Annotated in this window: 12 protein-coding genes and 1 tRNA gene; 2 read left to right on the top strand and 11 right to left on the bottom strand. The window is 33.7% G+C overall.

All coding sequences use genetic code 11. The features are described from left to right. Positions 1-137: 137 nt before the first annotated feature. Positions 138-812 (bottom strand): SCO family protein, encoded by a 675-nt coding sequence (locus tag KO521_RS15190; protein ID WP_215940765.1) that lies wholly within the window; start codon positions 810-812, stop codon positions 138-140. A 178-nt stretch (positions 813-990) separates the two neighbouring features. Here KO521_RS15190 and rseP point away from each other — a divergent pair, with 178 nt between their 5' ends. Beyond that, positions 991-2,349 carry an RIP metalloprotease RseP gene (gene rseP / locus KO521_RS15185; RefSeq protein ID WP_215940764.1) on the top strand — a complete coding sequence of 453 codons (1,359 nt, stop codon included), beginning with the start codon at positions 991-993 and terminating at the stop codon, positions 2,347-2,349. 76 nt (positions 2,350-2,425) lie between these two features. After that, a tRNA-Asn gene (locus KO521_RS15180) sits at positions 2,426-2,499 on the top strand. A 209-nt stretch (positions 2,500-2,708) separates the two neighbouring features. Here KO521_RS15180 and KO521_RS15175 read toward each other — a convergent pair. The 10 genes from KO521_RS15175 to KO521_RS15135 all read right to left on the bottom strand — a co-directional run bounded on the left by KO521_RS15175 (position 2,709) and on the right by KO521_RS15135 (position 16,959). Next, a complete protein-coding gene (locus tag KO521_RS15175) occupies positions 2,709-3,365 on the bottom strand; it encodes a hypothetical protein (protein ID WP_215940763.1) in 657 nt (218 codons plus the stop codon). A gap of 60 nt (positions 3,366-3,425) precedes the next feature. Continuing rightward, entirely contained in the window at positions 3,426-4,442 is a 1,017-nt protein-coding gene (locus tag KO521_RS15170) for an endonuclease NucS domain-containing protein (RefSeq protein WP_215940762.1), read from the bottom strand. A 99-nt stretch (positions 4,443-4,541) separates the two neighbouring features. Next, the gene (locus KO521_RS15165; protein WP_215940761.1) at positions 4,542-4,805 is read right to left on the bottom strand and encodes a hypothetical protein; all 264 of its coding nucleotides are present in this window, start codon (positions 4,803-4,805) and stop codon (positions 4,542-4,544) included. A 62-nt stretch (positions 4,806-4,867) separates the two neighbouring features. Beyond that, the gene (locus KO521_RS15160) at positions 4,868-8,905 is read right to left on the bottom strand and encodes an ATP-binding protein (protein ID WP_215940760.1); all 4,038 of its coding nucleotides are present in this window, start codon (positions 8,903-8,905) and stop codon (positions 4,868-4,870) included. Next, positions 8,902-10,173: a restriction endonuclease subunit S gene (locus KO521_RS15155; RefSeq protein ID WP_215940759.1), complete on the bottom strand. Its 1,272-nt coding sequence runs from the start codon at positions 10,171-10,173 to the stop codon at positions 8,902-8,904. The genes KO521_RS15160 and KO521_RS15155 overlap by 4 nt, the downstream gene beginning before the upstream one ends. Continuing rightward, complete coding sequence (locus KO521_RS15150) at positions 10,166-11,794, bottom strand: HsdM family class I SAM-dependent methyltransferase (protein WP_215940758.1); 1,629 nt, start codon at positions 11,792-11,794, stop codon at positions 10,166-10,168. Before KO521_RS15150 ends, KO521_RS15155 begins: the two co-directional genes overlap by 8 nt. A gap of 3 nt (positions 11,795-11,797) precedes the next feature. After that, positions 11,798-14,872, bottom strand: a complete 3,075-nt coding sequence (locus KO521_RS15145) for a type I restriction endonuclease subunit R (RefSeq protein ID WP_215940757.1) — start codon at positions 14,870-14,872, stop codon at positions 11,798-11,800. 410 nt (positions 14,873-15,282) lie between these two features. Then, positions 15,283-15,693: a rolling circle replication-associated protein gene (locus tag KO521_RS20680; protein WP_436801492.1), complete on the bottom strand. Its 411-nt coding sequence runs from the start codon at positions 15,691-15,693 to the stop codon at positions 15,283-15,285. An 84-nt stretch (positions 15,694-15,777) separates the two neighbouring features. After that, positions 15,778-16,053, bottom strand: a complete 276-nt coding sequence (locus tag KO521_RS15140; RefSeq protein WP_215940756.1) for a helix-turn-helix domain-containing protein — start codon at positions 16,051-16,053, stop codon at positions 15,778-15,780. Between the two features lie 87 nt (positions 16,054-16,140). Beyond that, on the bottom strand, positions 16,141-16,959 hold the full coding sequence (locus KO521_RS15135; RefSeq protein ID WP_215940755.1) for a hypothetical protein: 819 nt from the start codon (positions 16,957-16,959) through the stop codon (positions 16,141-16,143). Positions 16,960-16,969: the final 10 nt, after the last annotated feature.

Genomic DNA, 16,969 nt, shown 5'->3' with positions numbered 1-16,969 from the left:
TGATGGGTTACATCCCAAAAAATCTTAAAACGGAAGAAGTTTTTGGGTTGATAAAAGTTTAAGAAAGAATTACAGAGAGCGGTATGTTTATTCTGAGAATGCTTTTTTATGAAATACGGTCTAAATCTGGTACTACATTACTCTTTGTTTGAGGTCATTAGGATTTTCAAATCGCCCATTAGCTTTTCAACCTCTTCCTCATTGGTGCCATCATAAAACCCACGGATGCGTTTTTGCTTATCCACCAAAATAAAATTTTCGGTATGAATCATATCAAAAGGTCCGCCATCACCATCCGTTTTTACGGCTAAATAGGATTTGCGGGCCAATTCATAAATCTGTTTTTTATCGCCTGTAACCAAGTTCCATTTAGAATCGTCTACCCCTTTTTCTATGGCATACTTTTTTAGTTGCGCAACGGAATCGATCTCTGGTGTTACAGAGTGCGATAAAAGCATTACATCATCAAAATTTTTAATGCGTTCCTGAATACTAACCATATTCTTGGTCATAATAGGGCAAATAGTTGGGCAGGTGGTAAAAAAGAAATCAGCTATATAAATTTTGTCAGCATAATCTGATTGCGTAATAGTCTTGCCGTTTTGATTTATCAACGAAAAATCTGCAATGGTATGGTATTTTCTTTTGTATTGAAGCGTACTGTCTACCAATTCCGGATTTACCATTGTAGGTTGGTAAATGGTTAATATTTTGGGTGGTTGTAGCGCGTTATAAAATAGATACATGATTACGCAAGAAAGCCCAAACAGTACCAGACCAAAAAATTTATATTTAGCGAAAAAAGAGCGCATAATCTTTTTGGTAAAGATACGTTAGTCAGTACAAGCATTCAACCGTTAAATACTAATAGTGCTGCTAAATGTTTCTTAAAAACAATTGGTGGCAACTAGTAATTTTTTTTAAGCGGCTGTAAAAGTGTACTTTTGTCGGCTGAATTCAAGATGAGTTCATTAATTATAGAAAATATAGATGAGTCCCTTTGTTATTAAGACAATACAATTTTTTTTAAGCCTTTCCTTGTTGATTGTACTTCACGAATTAGGGCATTTTATTCCAGCTAAATTATTTAAAACGCGTGTAGAGAAGTTTTACTTGTTCTTTGATGTGAAGTTTTCCCTTTTCAAAAAGAAAATAGGCGAAACCGTTTATGGCATTGGCTGGCTTCCCTTGGGAGGTTATGTAAAAATTGCCGGTATGATTGACGAAAGTATGGATACCGAGGCCATGAGCGAAGAACCCAAGGAATGGGAATTTAGAAGCAAACCGGCTTGGCAGCGTCTAATTATTATGTTGGGAGGGGTAACGGTAAACTTTATTCTGGCACTGGTTATTTATATTGGAATGGCTTACGCTTATGGGGATAAATTTATACCTGCAGACAGCTTAAAAGATGGTGTTTATGTGACCGAAAAAACCATTGGCGATGAACTTGGTATTCAAACAGGTGATAAGATAATAGCCGTAGACGGTGAAAGAATAAAAGATTTTAATAGTGTCTTTATGGACATTATTAATGGTAGTAACATTACCATAGAGCGCAATGGTGAAAGCATTGAAAAGGAGATACCGGTAGATTTTATTGCTACATTACTAGACGATAAAGATCGCGCTCGCTTTTTAAGCGCACGTTTTCCTTTTTTAATAGGAGAAGTTTCTCCCGAGTCATTGAACAAAGATGCGGGTCTTGAACCTAAAGATGAAATAGTAGAAATTGCGGGACAGAAAATCGCCTATTTTGATGAGGTGAAACCTATTTTAGAGCAGCACAAAGGAGAGAAAATAAATCTTACCGTTGTAAGGGAGAATAGCGTTCGTAAAGTTATACCCGTAGTAATTAACGATTCTGCACAAATTGGAGTGCGTCCGGGAATGCCTACTATGGACGAAATGGAAAAAAGAGGACTTTTATCCATTCAAACAGAAAAATATACTTTGGCTGAATCTGTTCCTGCAGGAATAAATAAAGGTGTAAGTACACTTACAGGATATTTAAAACAATTGAAGAAGATTTTTAATCCAGACACGGGTGCATATAAGGGCGTTGGTGGTTTTGCAGCCATTGGCGGACTTTTTCCAGAGTTTTGGAACTGGGAGATATTTTGGGGAACAACAGCTTTCTTATCCATTATGTTGGGCGTGTTGAACTTACTTCCTATTCCGGCATTAGATGGTGGGCACGTAATGTTCTTGTTGTACGAAATGATCTCTGGACGAAAACCAAGCGACAAGTTTTTAGAATATGCACAGATAGTTGGTTTCTTTTTATTGCTAGCCTTAATACTGTTTGCCAACGGAAATGACTTGTATAGATACCTAACAGAAAAATAGATTGCAAATTTTGTTTGGGACAATAAAAAAAACATTTATATTTGCACCCGCTTAGATAAACAAAGCGAAAATATTTTCCTCCTTAGCTCAGTTGGTTAGAGCATCTGACTGTTAATCAGAGGGTCCTTGGTTCGAGCCCAAGAGGGGGAGCTTAAAAAAGCCGTAACTTGTTGAAGTTGCGGCTTTTGTGTTTTTATTAATTATATTTTATACAACGTTTTATCCATAGTTAAAGAAAATTTACGGTTATATTATTAATTAGCAAGAACATTTCTTGATATTGGTTGCAAATGAACCTCGAAATTTCTAAAAATCAAATGTTATAGTAGTGTATAACAACAGACAATCTATCTTGGCCGTTACAGTTCAAAAACATCTAAAGTTTTATCCTCTAATTTTGCCAGTCTTAAATACTTTGGATGGTAAGTTCTATAACTTTTAAGTGGAAGGGAAGGATGTGAGAGCTTCGAAAATTGTCTTTGTTTAAAACCATCTATGAATTGGAATTCTAATCCTTTAAAAGTTTTTTTCATTCTAAAATCAAAATCAGGTCCCAATAGAAATAAGCATACATCCGGCTTTAAAATTTCAATCTCGGAAATCAAAAGTTTATCAACCGTTGCTATTTCTTTCTCATTTGCACCTAGAGGTCTTTGTTCTCCAACATCATATTTATTCAAGTTCGTCCATGCGCATGAATAATTTTGTAAGCCATAAACCTTTTCCAATTTTCTCATGAATTGCCAAAAAGGTGAACGGGTATAGTTTATTCCTAAGTTAAACTCTTCATAGGTGGCCATTAGGCCATCAATACCTTTTTCTAGATTAGGCCATCCTTTTGTTTCTTGGCCAACCACTAAGATCTTTGTTTTGGCATTAATATAATTCTGGTTTGGAGAGCAAAGAAAAGGTCCATTTAGTTTATCGTCAGATATATTATTTTTTATTCTCTCAAAATCAATCAAAAACTTGTTGTAAAGATTGCTTAACTCCGTATTTACTTTTGATTCTTTCATAATATTACAGAGTTGTTGTAGTTTCCTTTTATTGGATGGATATTCTAAATGATATAGGTTTTATACTTCTAGGACAGAGTAGCCTTCTTTTCTTGCCAATTCGATTATGCCTTGGATATTTATGATACCCCATTCCGTAGAAACGGCAAATTGAATATTGTCGGTGCTCGTTAGAATCTCATCGTCATTGGTAAAGTGTCTATTCCTGTTTTTACCAGCAAATTTTTGGCTAATTGCTGTCAGGGAGTTTATAACGCCTGTTGAGCCTTGTAAAGCGCTAGGAAACTTTATTTTGTAATTGTTAAAAGTATCAGGATTGTCTTGAACATATTTTCTAATGAAAGCCAGTACAAACCTTCCTTTGCCTAGAGGTCTATCGTCATTTTCAAAAATATACTTTGTGCGGTCTCTTTGATTCTCTTTTCTTGCTTGTCTTTGCTCGGCTACTTTTTCTCGAAGGGTTACTTGGTAATCAGCAGTTTCCGGTAGAGGGATGATTTGCTGAATATCAAAATACAAGTTTTCTTCATCCCTTTGGGGTTTGATGCGAATGCATTTAATATCAATATTTCTCTCAATAAGCCATAGCACCGATGTCGTTATCTCTATTGAGAAATCAGCAGAAACCAAAATGATGCGTACGTCGTTGGCAAAATCTTCTTCATTGATTTCCGGCCATTCTAAAAAATCTAAAATCTCCTCTTCTGCGTTATAGTCAATTTTATCTAGTTTGTTTACATAAACCTCATGGGCCCTTACCGCTTTTTCAAAGGTCATATTGGCCACCATTGCTGCATACCTGATTGATTGAAGCTCCATATGGCCACCGTCAACCGTACGTTTTAGCTCTATAACCACAAGATTAGCTTCTTTGTCCAAACAGAGAATATCTATTCTTCGGCGACTTTCTTCCCAATCACCAAATTCACTACTTAATACAAATAAGTCTTTCTCTATGGTCTCAATAGAATTGATAATGAACTTTTGAAGATCTCTAGCCTCATTAATATGCTCTAATTCAAATGTAGTATCGTTAAGGGAAGTTAGTCTATCCTCGTTTAACTTAAAAATGGGCATCTTACTGTTTCTTTGTGTTAATTAGTCTGTTACTTTCTTGCCGATAATCCTTAATTAGGATTAATGTTTATATGCAAACCCAAATGATAACGTTAAGCGTTAGAATTTAACCGCATTAAAGAACGAAAATCTATTTATATCTTTTCTTTCTACTCTTACCTGGGGTAAGAGATACAATATATTTTCATCATCCAATTGTCTCAAAATATTACGTAACGGCTGGCCTTCTTTTTGGTCATTGTCAAAATAGCTCCTTTTAATTAAAACGTCCATCAAGTCTTTAGGTTTGGCATCATTTAATTTTTGGTCAACTAGAAATTGCTGAATGGTATAGCCCATTTTAACGATTTTTGATTTTTCCATTGTTATAAAATAAGTTCAGTCAGAATATCTTTTTTGGAAGCCATTTTTTTAAATTACTGTTATCACTTTCGTATAAAAAATTTAAGCTTTCGATAATGATTATAACTTTTGTCATAAGAATGCTGTTTAACTTGGTATACGAGAGCTAAGTCCTTATTATTGATATATTCCTTTAACAAGTCAGATCTAAGAAAATTATAATTACTACTGTAAAAATTCTCCCCTTCAAACTCTATTGACCTTGTGGCAATTTTTAAATTATCGTCCAAAATATTTCCTGATATACAGTCTGGTTTTAATGATAAAGCTTTTCCAAGGTTAGAAGAGGGAACAAACTCCCCAAATGTTTTGAATATCTCACTATTAGATTCCCACCTATAGTCCATTAGTGTTGGCTCAGTCTCAATCCCTATTTTTTCAGGTATTTGAATATCAACTAAATCCCCTAAACTAAAACCTTCATATTCCTGCTTAATCAAGTCATGCTTTCCCAAGTACTTTTTTTCCTTTACTAATTTACCAGTAGGAAAGCTTTCAAAATTTCGTTTCATTGAAGGCACGGAATCCGCCCAGTATAACTCTCCAAAATAAACATCATATAAATAACTTGGAGATACATTAATGTCATCATCCCATTCAAATAATTTATTCTCAATTCCAATTATTTCTGGTAATCTTTTCCTGTCAACAAAAATAGATTCAATTTTTAAAAAGGATCTGGTATCATAGGTTTCATCCTCCCTTTGATCGATAAAACCATATAATAGCGTATAGTCATCTGATTCAAATGACTGCCGAAATATTCCTTTGATTAAATCAATTTTGTCAGTTTCATTCCAGTTTAATTTACCTTTTCTTTTGTCTTTCAAAAGATCTTCAAAGAAAAGTTGTTTAGTAACTATGTGTTTTTTACTTGGCCTACTAATATCTATATCTACATCTCCTAGTCTTTCATAGTACGGTCCGTAAGAAGAATCTCCTTTGTCCCAAACCCTTAGCTGTTTATCCAATAATAATTTACCAGCATAATCAAAGAAAGCAATCCAACAATATTTTTTTCCTAATCTGTCTACCTTACCATTAAATCTATAGACTTTATGTCCCCGATGAAAATCATTTTCAATCTCATCATTTTCCTGACTTAAATCCAACAACTCAAATCCCACTTGAAATATTCTCTTCCAAATGTTGGCAGTAGCTATTTTTGGATGTACCTCATCTCTCCTTATTAATCTTGGAATGGTATAAATACCAAAATCCATTCTTATTGGCTCGGGCGGATTTCTTTCCCTACTTCCATCGACGATATCCTGCTCTTCCTGGCTTGGCTCTAACCATTCAGTTGGCGGCACAAATTCGTAATTACATACTCTATCATAATCCTCTTCATTTAGTTTAAATACGCCTTTTAGAATACTTAAATCAATTATATGTTTAATACTATCTGTTACGATATAATTGTAGACAGATTTATCTGTATTTTGTGCAAATTGGATACTAAAGAATTTGTCAGCGTATCTTGGCAAGGCATCCTTTACAAATTTTTTTTGATTTTGATTATTAAGTGTAACACCGTAACAACAATGAACCATTCTCTCATAGATATAGCTATCTTTAAACCTTCTTGAATCTATAGTTAAATCTAATAATCCAATTGGATTATTTATTCCAAACGATAGTAACGCATTTGTTGCTAAATCTCGCAATTCTCTTATGTTTGACGAGAGAATGGTTATTATAAATTTAGTTTTGAGCTTTAGTATTTTGGCATCATAGTCTTGACTCAGTTCCTCTTGATATTCATTAATAATATGCCTTATTTCTGATGCGTAAGAATAAATGAATAAATTCCATTTCAAGTCATACTCCCACTGAGATAGTTTTTTTAAATTATCATAAATAAAGCTGAAATTAAATCGATGTTCTGGATTAAACCAAAAGGAACTACTCGCCCTCACAGCGTCACTAACCATGAAGTCCTCTTTGAAAGAATCTGAAGTTTTTTCGATTATCGAACCATCAATTAACTTGTGATCTGAATTATATAAGTACCACCATGAAAGTTGCTGGATATTCTTGTTATCACTTTCCAATATCAAGTCTGGTTTCAAAGCAATCAAAAATTTCAAAATATCAAAATGCAATTGATGAACTTTACCTTCATCATCTCCAATAAGTTTTTCTTTGAAGATATTTGAATCTATCAAATCTTGCGTTAAAGGAAAGTCTGAATTTATTTTATCCGCCAATAAAAAACCGCCGACTTCCTGTTGTGTAAACATAATTACTTCATCATCATTACTCTCAATATAATCTTTGATGTATATTAAATATCCTTCCAATATAGCCTTTGCTATTGATTCATCATTTCTAACCAAAGGATTATTATCAAAATCCATCACAAAATCATCATTACTACAAATAGCATCGTTATTAAACAGGAATCGAGAGGAACTATTATCAAAACCCAGGTTAATTGGAGTCAATGAAGCCAAATCTAAAATAGTTCTTACTTCATTTTTCAATTTTGTAATGTAACCCTGAAATATCTCAATGTAAGAATGAACATTTAAAACAATCGTAACTACCTCTGCCCTTGGGCCGTTTTTAAGTTTACAAAACAAATCCAACAACAATGGAACTCGAAAGAAGTCTAGGTTTGCTATTTTTAAATTTGAGACATTTATTTTAAAATGATTAAAATATAAATCACAAGCTTCTCGGACATCGTAATGGTTAAAGCCATCGAGACTTAATAAATCCTTTGGTCTTTGTGACCAAACTCTATCTACGTATGATTCTCTAAGAGTTCCGATTAAAAATAAATGTGAAAATTGATCTATTTGACTTGTGAACGATTCAAGATGAAATTTCCACATTTTATTAAAACCAATTTTATCATCCGTTGTCTCATTTAAACCGTCAATTATGAAATAAACCCTACAATTCTTTTGTATTGCAAACTTGTTTATTCTTAATAATATATCTCGAAGTTGATAGCTACTATCAATTTCCAGCAAATTCAAAAATACCCTATTTAAATCTGTACTTTCCCCGCTAAATTTTTTTGCGCTAATCAGGATTGGATAATTAGACTCTTTCTTTATTTCAGCTGATAAATGTGCCGATAAATGTGTTTTGCCAACACCAGCATTACCAACTATAAAAATTGATTTTTTATTTAATTTATGGAGGTTTTGGTTAAGGGAATATATTGCACTAATTATATTATTATAATTGTCAAGCATTTGACGAAAAGTCTCTTGCTCGTATTTTTCCCAATTTTCAAAATCTGACTTTTGAGGACTTTTATAATTGATATACTGTATAGTATTTAATTCTAATGATATAGTGGAGTTTCCTGATTTCAATGTTTTAAACCCTAACCTATTTAAAGATTTTCTGTTTATTTTTAAAATTCTTTTAATTTCAAAAAGTTGTGTGTAAAGAGTGTTGGGAAATGTCTGGTAAGGTCTGTAATTAGGTAGGTTTTTTTGAGTATCTTTAATTATTTTCGATACCTCATTGTAAATGTTTTCAAAAGATTTTATATCAATTTCAATGTCATTAATAATCTCTAAAGAAGATTTTTTCAAATCATTAAATCTCAGAATTAAATCCAATTGATTTTTTTGGAACTGTAAATCCTGATGTAGTCCATTCACATATTTACTTTTAATTTCTTGAGAGTAGAATTTTTTACTCAACTCATTAAACCAAGCCTCATTAATTTTAAGCCTTCTTGCCTTTTTGTATATAATTAAGGGTCCTTCTTTTTTATAGAATAATTCCAATATTCCAAAAAAGACAATTAAAACACTTTTGATAATTATACTTACCCAACTAAATGTCAAGGAAAGTAATAATCCAAAGAATAAATAATACAAAAAAGTGAATAACGAATATAATATAGAGCCTATTTCATGTTTGATGACGTTAATGGCCTTCTCAATATAAAAGTCAGTACCATAGTTGGCTAATTCTGCAAGCAGAGAAGGTATTAACCAAGTTAACGCCAAAAAAAATATAGTTCTACTTCTAAACTTATATTTAATAGCCGATTCTAAATAGTAATAGAATAAACGTTTGGTTTGGCTCATCCCTTCCCATATTTAGCACCCTCCTCCGCAACCATACCCAACTCCTGCTCTACCTCACCAACGGTAACCTGCCCATTCATTAACATAGGCAACAACCAATCGCAAAGCTCGGATAGTTTTTGGTTTTCTTTAAATAAGTTATTAATTTTAAGATATATAGGGTTTATTTTATGGTGAAAATCATCGAACAAATTACAACTTGGAATTGCAAAATTTAAAGCTTTCAACTTTCCTTGAGTTATAAGTGGTTGTGCAGAACCACCTGCTATATTAGAATAATTAATCCCTTTCAAAGTTAAAAGAAGCCACCATAAATATTCTTCCTTTATCGGTTGAGATGTGACAGCGTTATCAGTAATCCAACAAGGATTTAAAGAATAATGTACTTCACCATAATTCGCTCCTACTCTACCAATTGCAATAACAGGGTTATCAAATAGTGTTTTATCTGTTTTACCTACAGTTCCATTAGAACCAAAAACTGGATATTCTCCGTTTTCACTCAGTAACTCCTTTTTCATTCCCTTTCCATTTTTAAAATCTGCATAAGACTCCAACTCTTCAACCTCCCACCCCTCAGGAATCTCTCTTTTCAACGCTTCATTATACACCATTTTACCACCAGAAGATCTGTAGGGCTTGCCGTTTTGGTCTGGAAAATCAAACTGGACAAACCAATAGTCGTAAATGGTTTTGGCGAGTGCCTCTAACTCTTGGTTAATTTTGTTGTTGACTTCTATTTTGGCATCTAAATCGGATAAGACTTTGGCGATTTGTTTTTGGACTTTTAATTCTGGAAGATGTAATGGAATTGATTTTATGGTATCCAGAATCAATGTACATCTTTGTCCGCTTCCTCCAGCATTGTTTTCAAAATATCTTTTAGCGTGTTTTGTATTTAACCAATAATTCAAAAATCTTCCATCAAGTTTATTTTCATCTGGTGTAATTAGAGACAAATGATATCCCAAAACAACATCCTCAAAATCTTCCGCAATGTAGGTAGGGATGCCTATGTCATCTGGTTTCTCACTATCCTTTGTTATTGCTACTTGTCCTTTCCTTAAAACAAACTTTTCATATTCTGTGTCCTTACAAGATGCAACCATAAAATCTTCAGATTTATCACTATTGATAAATGAGTTCTTATAAACATCGGTGTAATTACACAATTTGATAGTTCGTTCACCTGGCTTGGTTTTTTTATCAACGTTACTCAATTTGATATCAGCAACATCAATTAATTTCAATTGTTGCCAATTATTCATATTTCAAACTGCTTATATTATTCTTAATTTCTTTTTCAAGCTTATCACTTACATTGAACAACTCATTTAAATTGTTTTCGAAGTCACTTATTTTAGTTGAATACTCTTCTGGTTTAAGGTCAACATATTCAATTTTAATTTCAAAATACTGTCCTGCACTAAATGAGTAATTCTTCGCTATTATATCATCGTACTTTACCACTACCGAGAAATCTTCTTCAACTTCCTTTTTTGTAAAGGTGTTAATTATTCTGTTTTCTTCGATTTCGCTTAATAGCGTTTTTTGGTTTTTACCATCTTTAACCGTAGTTCCTAAATTAGAGGCGTCTATCATTACCACATCTTCTTTGTTTTCCTTATCTAAAAACACAATAGAGACATTGGTACCTGTGGTCGCAAATATGTTAGATGGCATACTTACCACACCTGCCAGCATTTTGTGGCCTACTAGTTTTTGGCGTATTTTTTTATCTATACCACTTTGTGCGGTAATAAAACCTGTAGGTACTACAATAGCAGCTTTTCCTGTAGCATCAAGACTGTGCATAATGTGCTGTAAAAACAAGGTGTAAATCGCCATTTTATCTTTCGCCTTTTTTGGCACATTGGGCACACCAGCAAAAAAGCGGTCTTTGTTTTCTTTTTTCTTTAGGGTTTCTACATCGTCACTAAAATCGAGCTTAAATGGTGGGTTACTTACGATGTAGTCAAACTGGCGCAGCTTGCCGTCTTTTTTATGATATGGGTCGGTCATTGTGTTCCCTTGTATCACATTTTCTATACTGTGCACCAAATTGTTCAGCACCAAATTTAAACGCAATAGGTTAGACGATTTTTGCGAGATGTCTTGCGAGTACACCGTACATTTATCGTTGCCAATAGCGTGTGCCAAATTCATTAACAAAGTACCCGAACCAGCACTTGGGTCGTAAATGGTTTTATTGCTCATGGGTTCTGGCACTAAGATGTTGGCAATAATTTTAGATACGGCGTGTGGCGTGTAGTATTCGGCATATTTACCACCAGCATCGCTGTTGTAATCCTTAATTAGATATTCAAAAATGGTAGAGAAAAAGTCAAAGCCTTCACCCATAATATTTTCAAAATTGAAAATCACCAATTTATTGAATAGTGCTTTCGCGAAAGCGTCTCGCTTACTATTTACAAACTCGGTAATACGGTCAAAGAGGCGTATTTTTTGTCCGTCTTCGGTTTTTACAGCAAACAAATCGTTATTGGTTGCTGCAATATCCATTAAGGTATCGTCTACGGTTTTGGCAAAATCGGGTTCATTTTGGCGTTCAAATAGATTCGGTATTAATTGGTGTGGTAACAAAAACGCGGTGCTATCGCTCATTTGATAGCGTAGCATTTGGTATTCTGTATCGGGAATTTTCGCTAATTCGTTTTCCCAATGCTCTACTTCTGCCAATTCTGGCTTTACCTGCTTTACCTCGTAAGCGAATTTGTCGTTTAAAAATTTGTATAAAAATATCTGGCTAATGATCTTAAACTCATTGCCATCGTTACCCAAACCATAACCGGCACAAACGGCTTTTAGCTCGTCTATTAACGTTTTGGTTTTTATTATAAAGGGTTCGTTATTGATGTCTTTTGTCATTGTTTATGCGGTTCTTCCGTAATATTCGTTTAAATACTCTTCTACGATAATGTTTTTTATAAATTCTACGGTTTCTACATCCATAGAAACTTTTTGTTTGCTAAATTCTTGAAATACCAAACGTGCTACCAACTGCCCAAAATAATGTTCGTTGTTTAAACTATCGGCACGATTGAGTACTGCCACATCGGTTTCCTCTTTAATGTGCTGCAAAGCTTCAATAATCACCGTTTTTAATTTTGAAGGTTTGCCCGCTTTTATCAAGCGTTTTTGCACGCGCGCGTATTTGGTATCGCCTTGGTATTTGTCTTTTAACAACTCATTTTTACGATTTAGTTCTTTTATTTTTTCGTGGATCTGTTTTAGCGAGGTCATATTCACTTCCATTTCTTCACGCGATACTTCACTTAAATTTTTATTGTCGAAGAGTCGGCGCAACTCATCATACAAGGATACCCATTCGGGGTCTTTGGTATCGAAATTTACACCAAGTGCTTCGCGTGTTTTTTTAAGCATGTCTTTAAGCTCGTCTGCCAATACCAATTCTGCCTCACCTACTTTTTTGAACATAAAGAGCACGTCCTCTAAAGCCACGTTTAATAAATTGCCAATTTCCTCATTGGTTTCCAAGGCGTTTTTGGCATTCATTAAGGCCAAATGGTTTTCGGCTTCAATGCGTAGGGTGTTTAGTTTTCTGAAATCAATTTTCTCTAATAACTCATATTCACCAACCAAACGAATAACATTGTAAAGCGAGCGTGCATCGTCCAATGCTTTTCTAATTTCGAGCATTGTTTTGTGGTCATCAATTTGTGAGATTTGAGATGAAAAATTTTCAGCATTCTTGAGGTCAAAATCGGCAAGTTTTTCCTTAATCTCCAGAATGGTTTCTTCCATTTCCTCACGAGACATAAAGAGATTGGAATAACTTTCCATTTCGTCTCCCAATACATCTTGAAGCTCATCAAAATAGGCTTTGTTGGTTTTATCGAACTCTTTGGAAATATCTGCAAAGTCTACCACATACCCAAAACGATAATTTTTGTAAGTTCGGTTTACACGGGTTAAGGCTTGCAATAAGTTATGCGCTTTAATAATACGCCCTAAATAGATTTTCTTTAAGCGTTTGGCATCAAAACCAGTAAGCAACATATTGTAGACAAACAAGATGTCTATTTTGCCCGCTTTAAAATCGTCCCGCCATTTTTCCAATTCTTCTTTAGAGCCGCTATCGTATAAAATAAGAGCTGCTTTTTTAACCTTGTAGCTTTCTTTCTGTTTGGTTAAATATTCTGAAGTTGGTTCAGCAGCTTGTGGTATAGTTGATGTATCAATTTCATCATCTTTATAACTATTAAAAATGCGGAACATTTCACGGGCTTGCTCGCTACTGTCACAGATAACCATTCCGCCAGTAGAGGCATCAGCATTACGCTGACGGAACAATTCTAAATCCTTGACAATATAATCGAGCATTGGTGCTACAAACGATGGATGCGCATAGGCTATCTTTTTATCTAAATCGCCCTTAAGTACATCAATACTATCCAAAGCCTGTTTTAGTAATACCTTGTACTCGGTTTCTATTTCCTCACGAATTAGCTTTAAAGTGTAGCCATCGGCAATAGACTTGTTATAGTAGTATTTATGAATATAACTACCGAATAAGTCTTTAGATTTTAAGCTTTCGCCGATTAAAGGTGTTCCTGTTAATCCAATTTTAATGGCATTTTTATCGGATTGCTCCAAGTTTGCCAAGAAACTACCCGTTGGATTGTAGCTCCGGTGTACCTCGTCTAAAAAGTAGACACGCTGTATGTTGATGTTATAATCCGTTTCTCGGCTAACATCAGTATCATCCTTAAACTTATGAATGTTGACAACTGTGATTTCACGCTGTCCTTTATCGTTATAAACCGCAGTAGTTTTTTTTAAGTCGGATACAAATTCATCGCGAGAACTTACTGTATGTACTTTTAACCCTCGCGCTGTAAACTCATCTCTAGCTTGGGTTAATAAATCCAAACGGTCAACAATAAAGTAGAATTTTGGAATTACTTTTTTCTTCTGAAAATAGTCCGTTAAAAAATGGGTGTTGTAATATGCCAAAGCGGTTTTACCCGAACCTTGCGTATGCCAAATAATGCCTTTCTTTTTATCCTTGTTTAAATGCGCTTCAATCGCCTTGGTTGCAAATAACTGTGGATAGCGCATAATGTGTTTTTGCAAACCATTAGTTTCTTTTACATAAGCCAACGCGTACTGTAACACAAACTGCAAACGCTCTTTAGATAATAAAGAGGTTAATATGCGATTGGTTGCACTATTTGGGTTTTTATTGGTTTTGTATTCTTCGCTATTCTTTATAGAAGGATAATTGGTGTCTTTTAAAGCAAAGGCTTCTACCGATTCATCTAAAGGTTTTAAAACTTGTGATAAGTTAAAACCAATTTCTTCTCTGAAATAATTGAAAATAGGTTTCACATAGGAAGGTGACGCATAAAAAGCACCTTGCCAAGGTTCAATTTCATTATCGTCATACTCCATATTGTTAGAGAAAATCATAAACTGCGTAAGGTTTACAAATTTTCTAAACTTCTTATTTTGAAAACGAGTGATGATACGTTTGCGTTCTGCTAAAACACCATCACGATTGTTCGGTTTTTTAACTTCTATAAAGACTAATGGCATTCCGTTAATTAGGCAAATTACATCTGGCCTAAACTCGTCTTCACCGTTCTTATAGGTTAACTCAGTGACTACGTGAAAATCATTTCCGTTTTCAAAATCCTCAAAATCAATTAAGCGAGTTCCAGAACGATTGATGAGTTTGTCGTAGAAGGCTTTACCTAAATCTTCATTTTCTAAATCCAACGCAACATCTTGGTACAATCTATCAATTTCTATTGGTGATAAATCTGGATTCACCTTGGTCATAGATGATTTAAAAATATCGGTAAAGATGTTGGTATCTTCATCCCATACAGCGGTTTTTAATGATACATACTTATACCCAAGTTGGGTTAAATGTAATATAGCAGGAAGTTTTACTCTTGAGTCTTCGTTAAAAGGATTCATAGTTTGGTTTGGTCAACTTAAAATCAACAGGAATAAAAGATGTTGAATGAGGGAAATTTCAACAATGTTACATGAGGTTAAATATACAACTAGTTGCCAATTAATGATAATTGTTATGTAACAATTTAAGATTGAATTGAAAAGTCGATGCTATTCAATAATAGTAAGTAGTTGATGCAGCGAGTATTGAGTTATTCAATAAATGTGTGCGCAAAGAAGGTGATTTATACAGGGTAGGGGTGTGATGACAATAAAAATCTTCAGGTTTTTGTTAAACTCTTATTGTTAAACATGACTGTTCGAACGATTCAATAGTTTAAGTAGTTTAAAGTAATGGTATTGAGAAACTTAAAACCCTATTTTGCTTGTTCATGTTGAGTTTTTAGATTAAAGTTTACTAACGAGTGGTTTCAATTATGATAGTAATTAAAATGGTGTCTTGTATTTGGTGAGTTTATATGTTTAGAGATGTAGTAAGGAGCTCCCTTTTGCGGGTCATATGGTAAATGTCTAAGTCCCTGTTTTCTAACCAGCTTATTCCTTATTAAGTAATCATCTATAAAGTTTCTTACCCATTCTCCTTGAATTAAAAGGTGGTTATGGGTTTGAGTTCCATTACTGTGATATTCAGACACACAAAAAAAATTGAACGTTTTTTTATGCCTTAATAATTCGTTTTCAAGTTTTAAGATTAATCTTTCGTTGATTCTAGCGTTCATATCGAATGGATAGGTTAGGGTTGAAAAGTAATCCCACGAAATTGTACCTAAAAATTCACCCCATACTTTCACTAGTTCTCTTGTTGAGTCTGTATATATCATTTGTTTAAAGTTTGGAATAGAAAGGTTCTAGGATTTAACCTTATTATTTATTTGTAAATCAGTATGTTATAATAATTTGAAAATCTAGTTTAGCTTTGTTAAAGCATTTTCTATTTCCTTTTTTTTGTAATAGACCCTTCCTCCAAGACCATAAGAAATTAGCTTTCCTTTTTTAGTCCATTGATGCAGGGTGGAAAGGTCAACTTTTAAAAATTTAGCCGCCTCGCTTCTTGTAAGCAGTTCAAAATTTTTATCAAGCGATTTGTCCGACTGATTTTTTTTGACTCGCTTATCGAGAGCTTCAGATATTAAATTTTGAAGCTCTTCTATTGAAATTTGAATGAGTTGTAAGGATTGCACATTGACTAATTTGTGTGCAATGTAGCTTGAAGAATAATATTTAGTTTTTGGTACCGGTACCAATGTGGTACCAATTTTTATTTTGCGTTAAATCTGCTCTTTCTTGATTTCCGAATGTGCCTGCATAAAATTATCGCAGGGATTTATATTTTGCTTTTGGCAGTAAGAATAAATTTTCTCCATATAATTTAAATTTCCATAAATGTTCTTCTTGCTTTTTCTATTATTATTTAGCGTTTGGGTGATATATGGATGAGCGGATTCTTTATCAAATAATATTTTGGAGATTTCCCGACCGGATTTTTTAGATTTATAAAGTTTCTGAATTTCTCCTTTGGCGAAACCTACTCCAACTTTAAACCATAAAGGTGCTTCGGGTTCTTTTTCTATTCTGTTTTGATTCGTATGGGTCCGGGCTGGGTAGATATAATTTTCTAAAAGCAAGTCGACCTTTCCCTTAACTATACTATAATCTCTAATCGCTCCCTCAATTTCTTTATTAAAATTAAAAGATGTTCTATGTTCATTCTTTGCCCAAAAGGATACTTTAAGTAAATTCACTTGCTCTTCAGTAAGGGTAATGAAATGATTAGCTATTAGTTTTTTTATTTCTTTATTCTCAATCCTATTTAAACTTTGTTTGATGGTTTGAAATAGACTTGATGCTATTTCAACTCTATCTTCATTTGGTTTAACAGGTTGAATTATTTGGTCAAAAGCGTCTTTTACCCTCTGGAAATTTTGAATGAATGGTAATTCGTCAATTACATGGTTATTTATTTTATTAAATTCCCACTCTTTCTTGATATAGTCGAACATGACTTTATTCGGCCGAATTAATTCATTAAAAGGTATTTTTAATTTTTCTTTATCCAGCCAATCGTTAAATTCTGAAGCTTTAGACATTTCTGTTTGT

The sequence above is a fragment of the Zobellia uliginosa genome (assembly GCF_018860745.1).
In the GTDB taxonomy this organism is placed as follows: Bacteria; Bacteroidota; Bacteroidia; order Flavobacteriales; family Flavobacteriaceae; genus Zobellia; species Zobellia uliginosa_B.
Note: the sequence above shows the minus strand (reverse complement) of the source record. Positions and strands in the feature narration are given on the sequence as shown.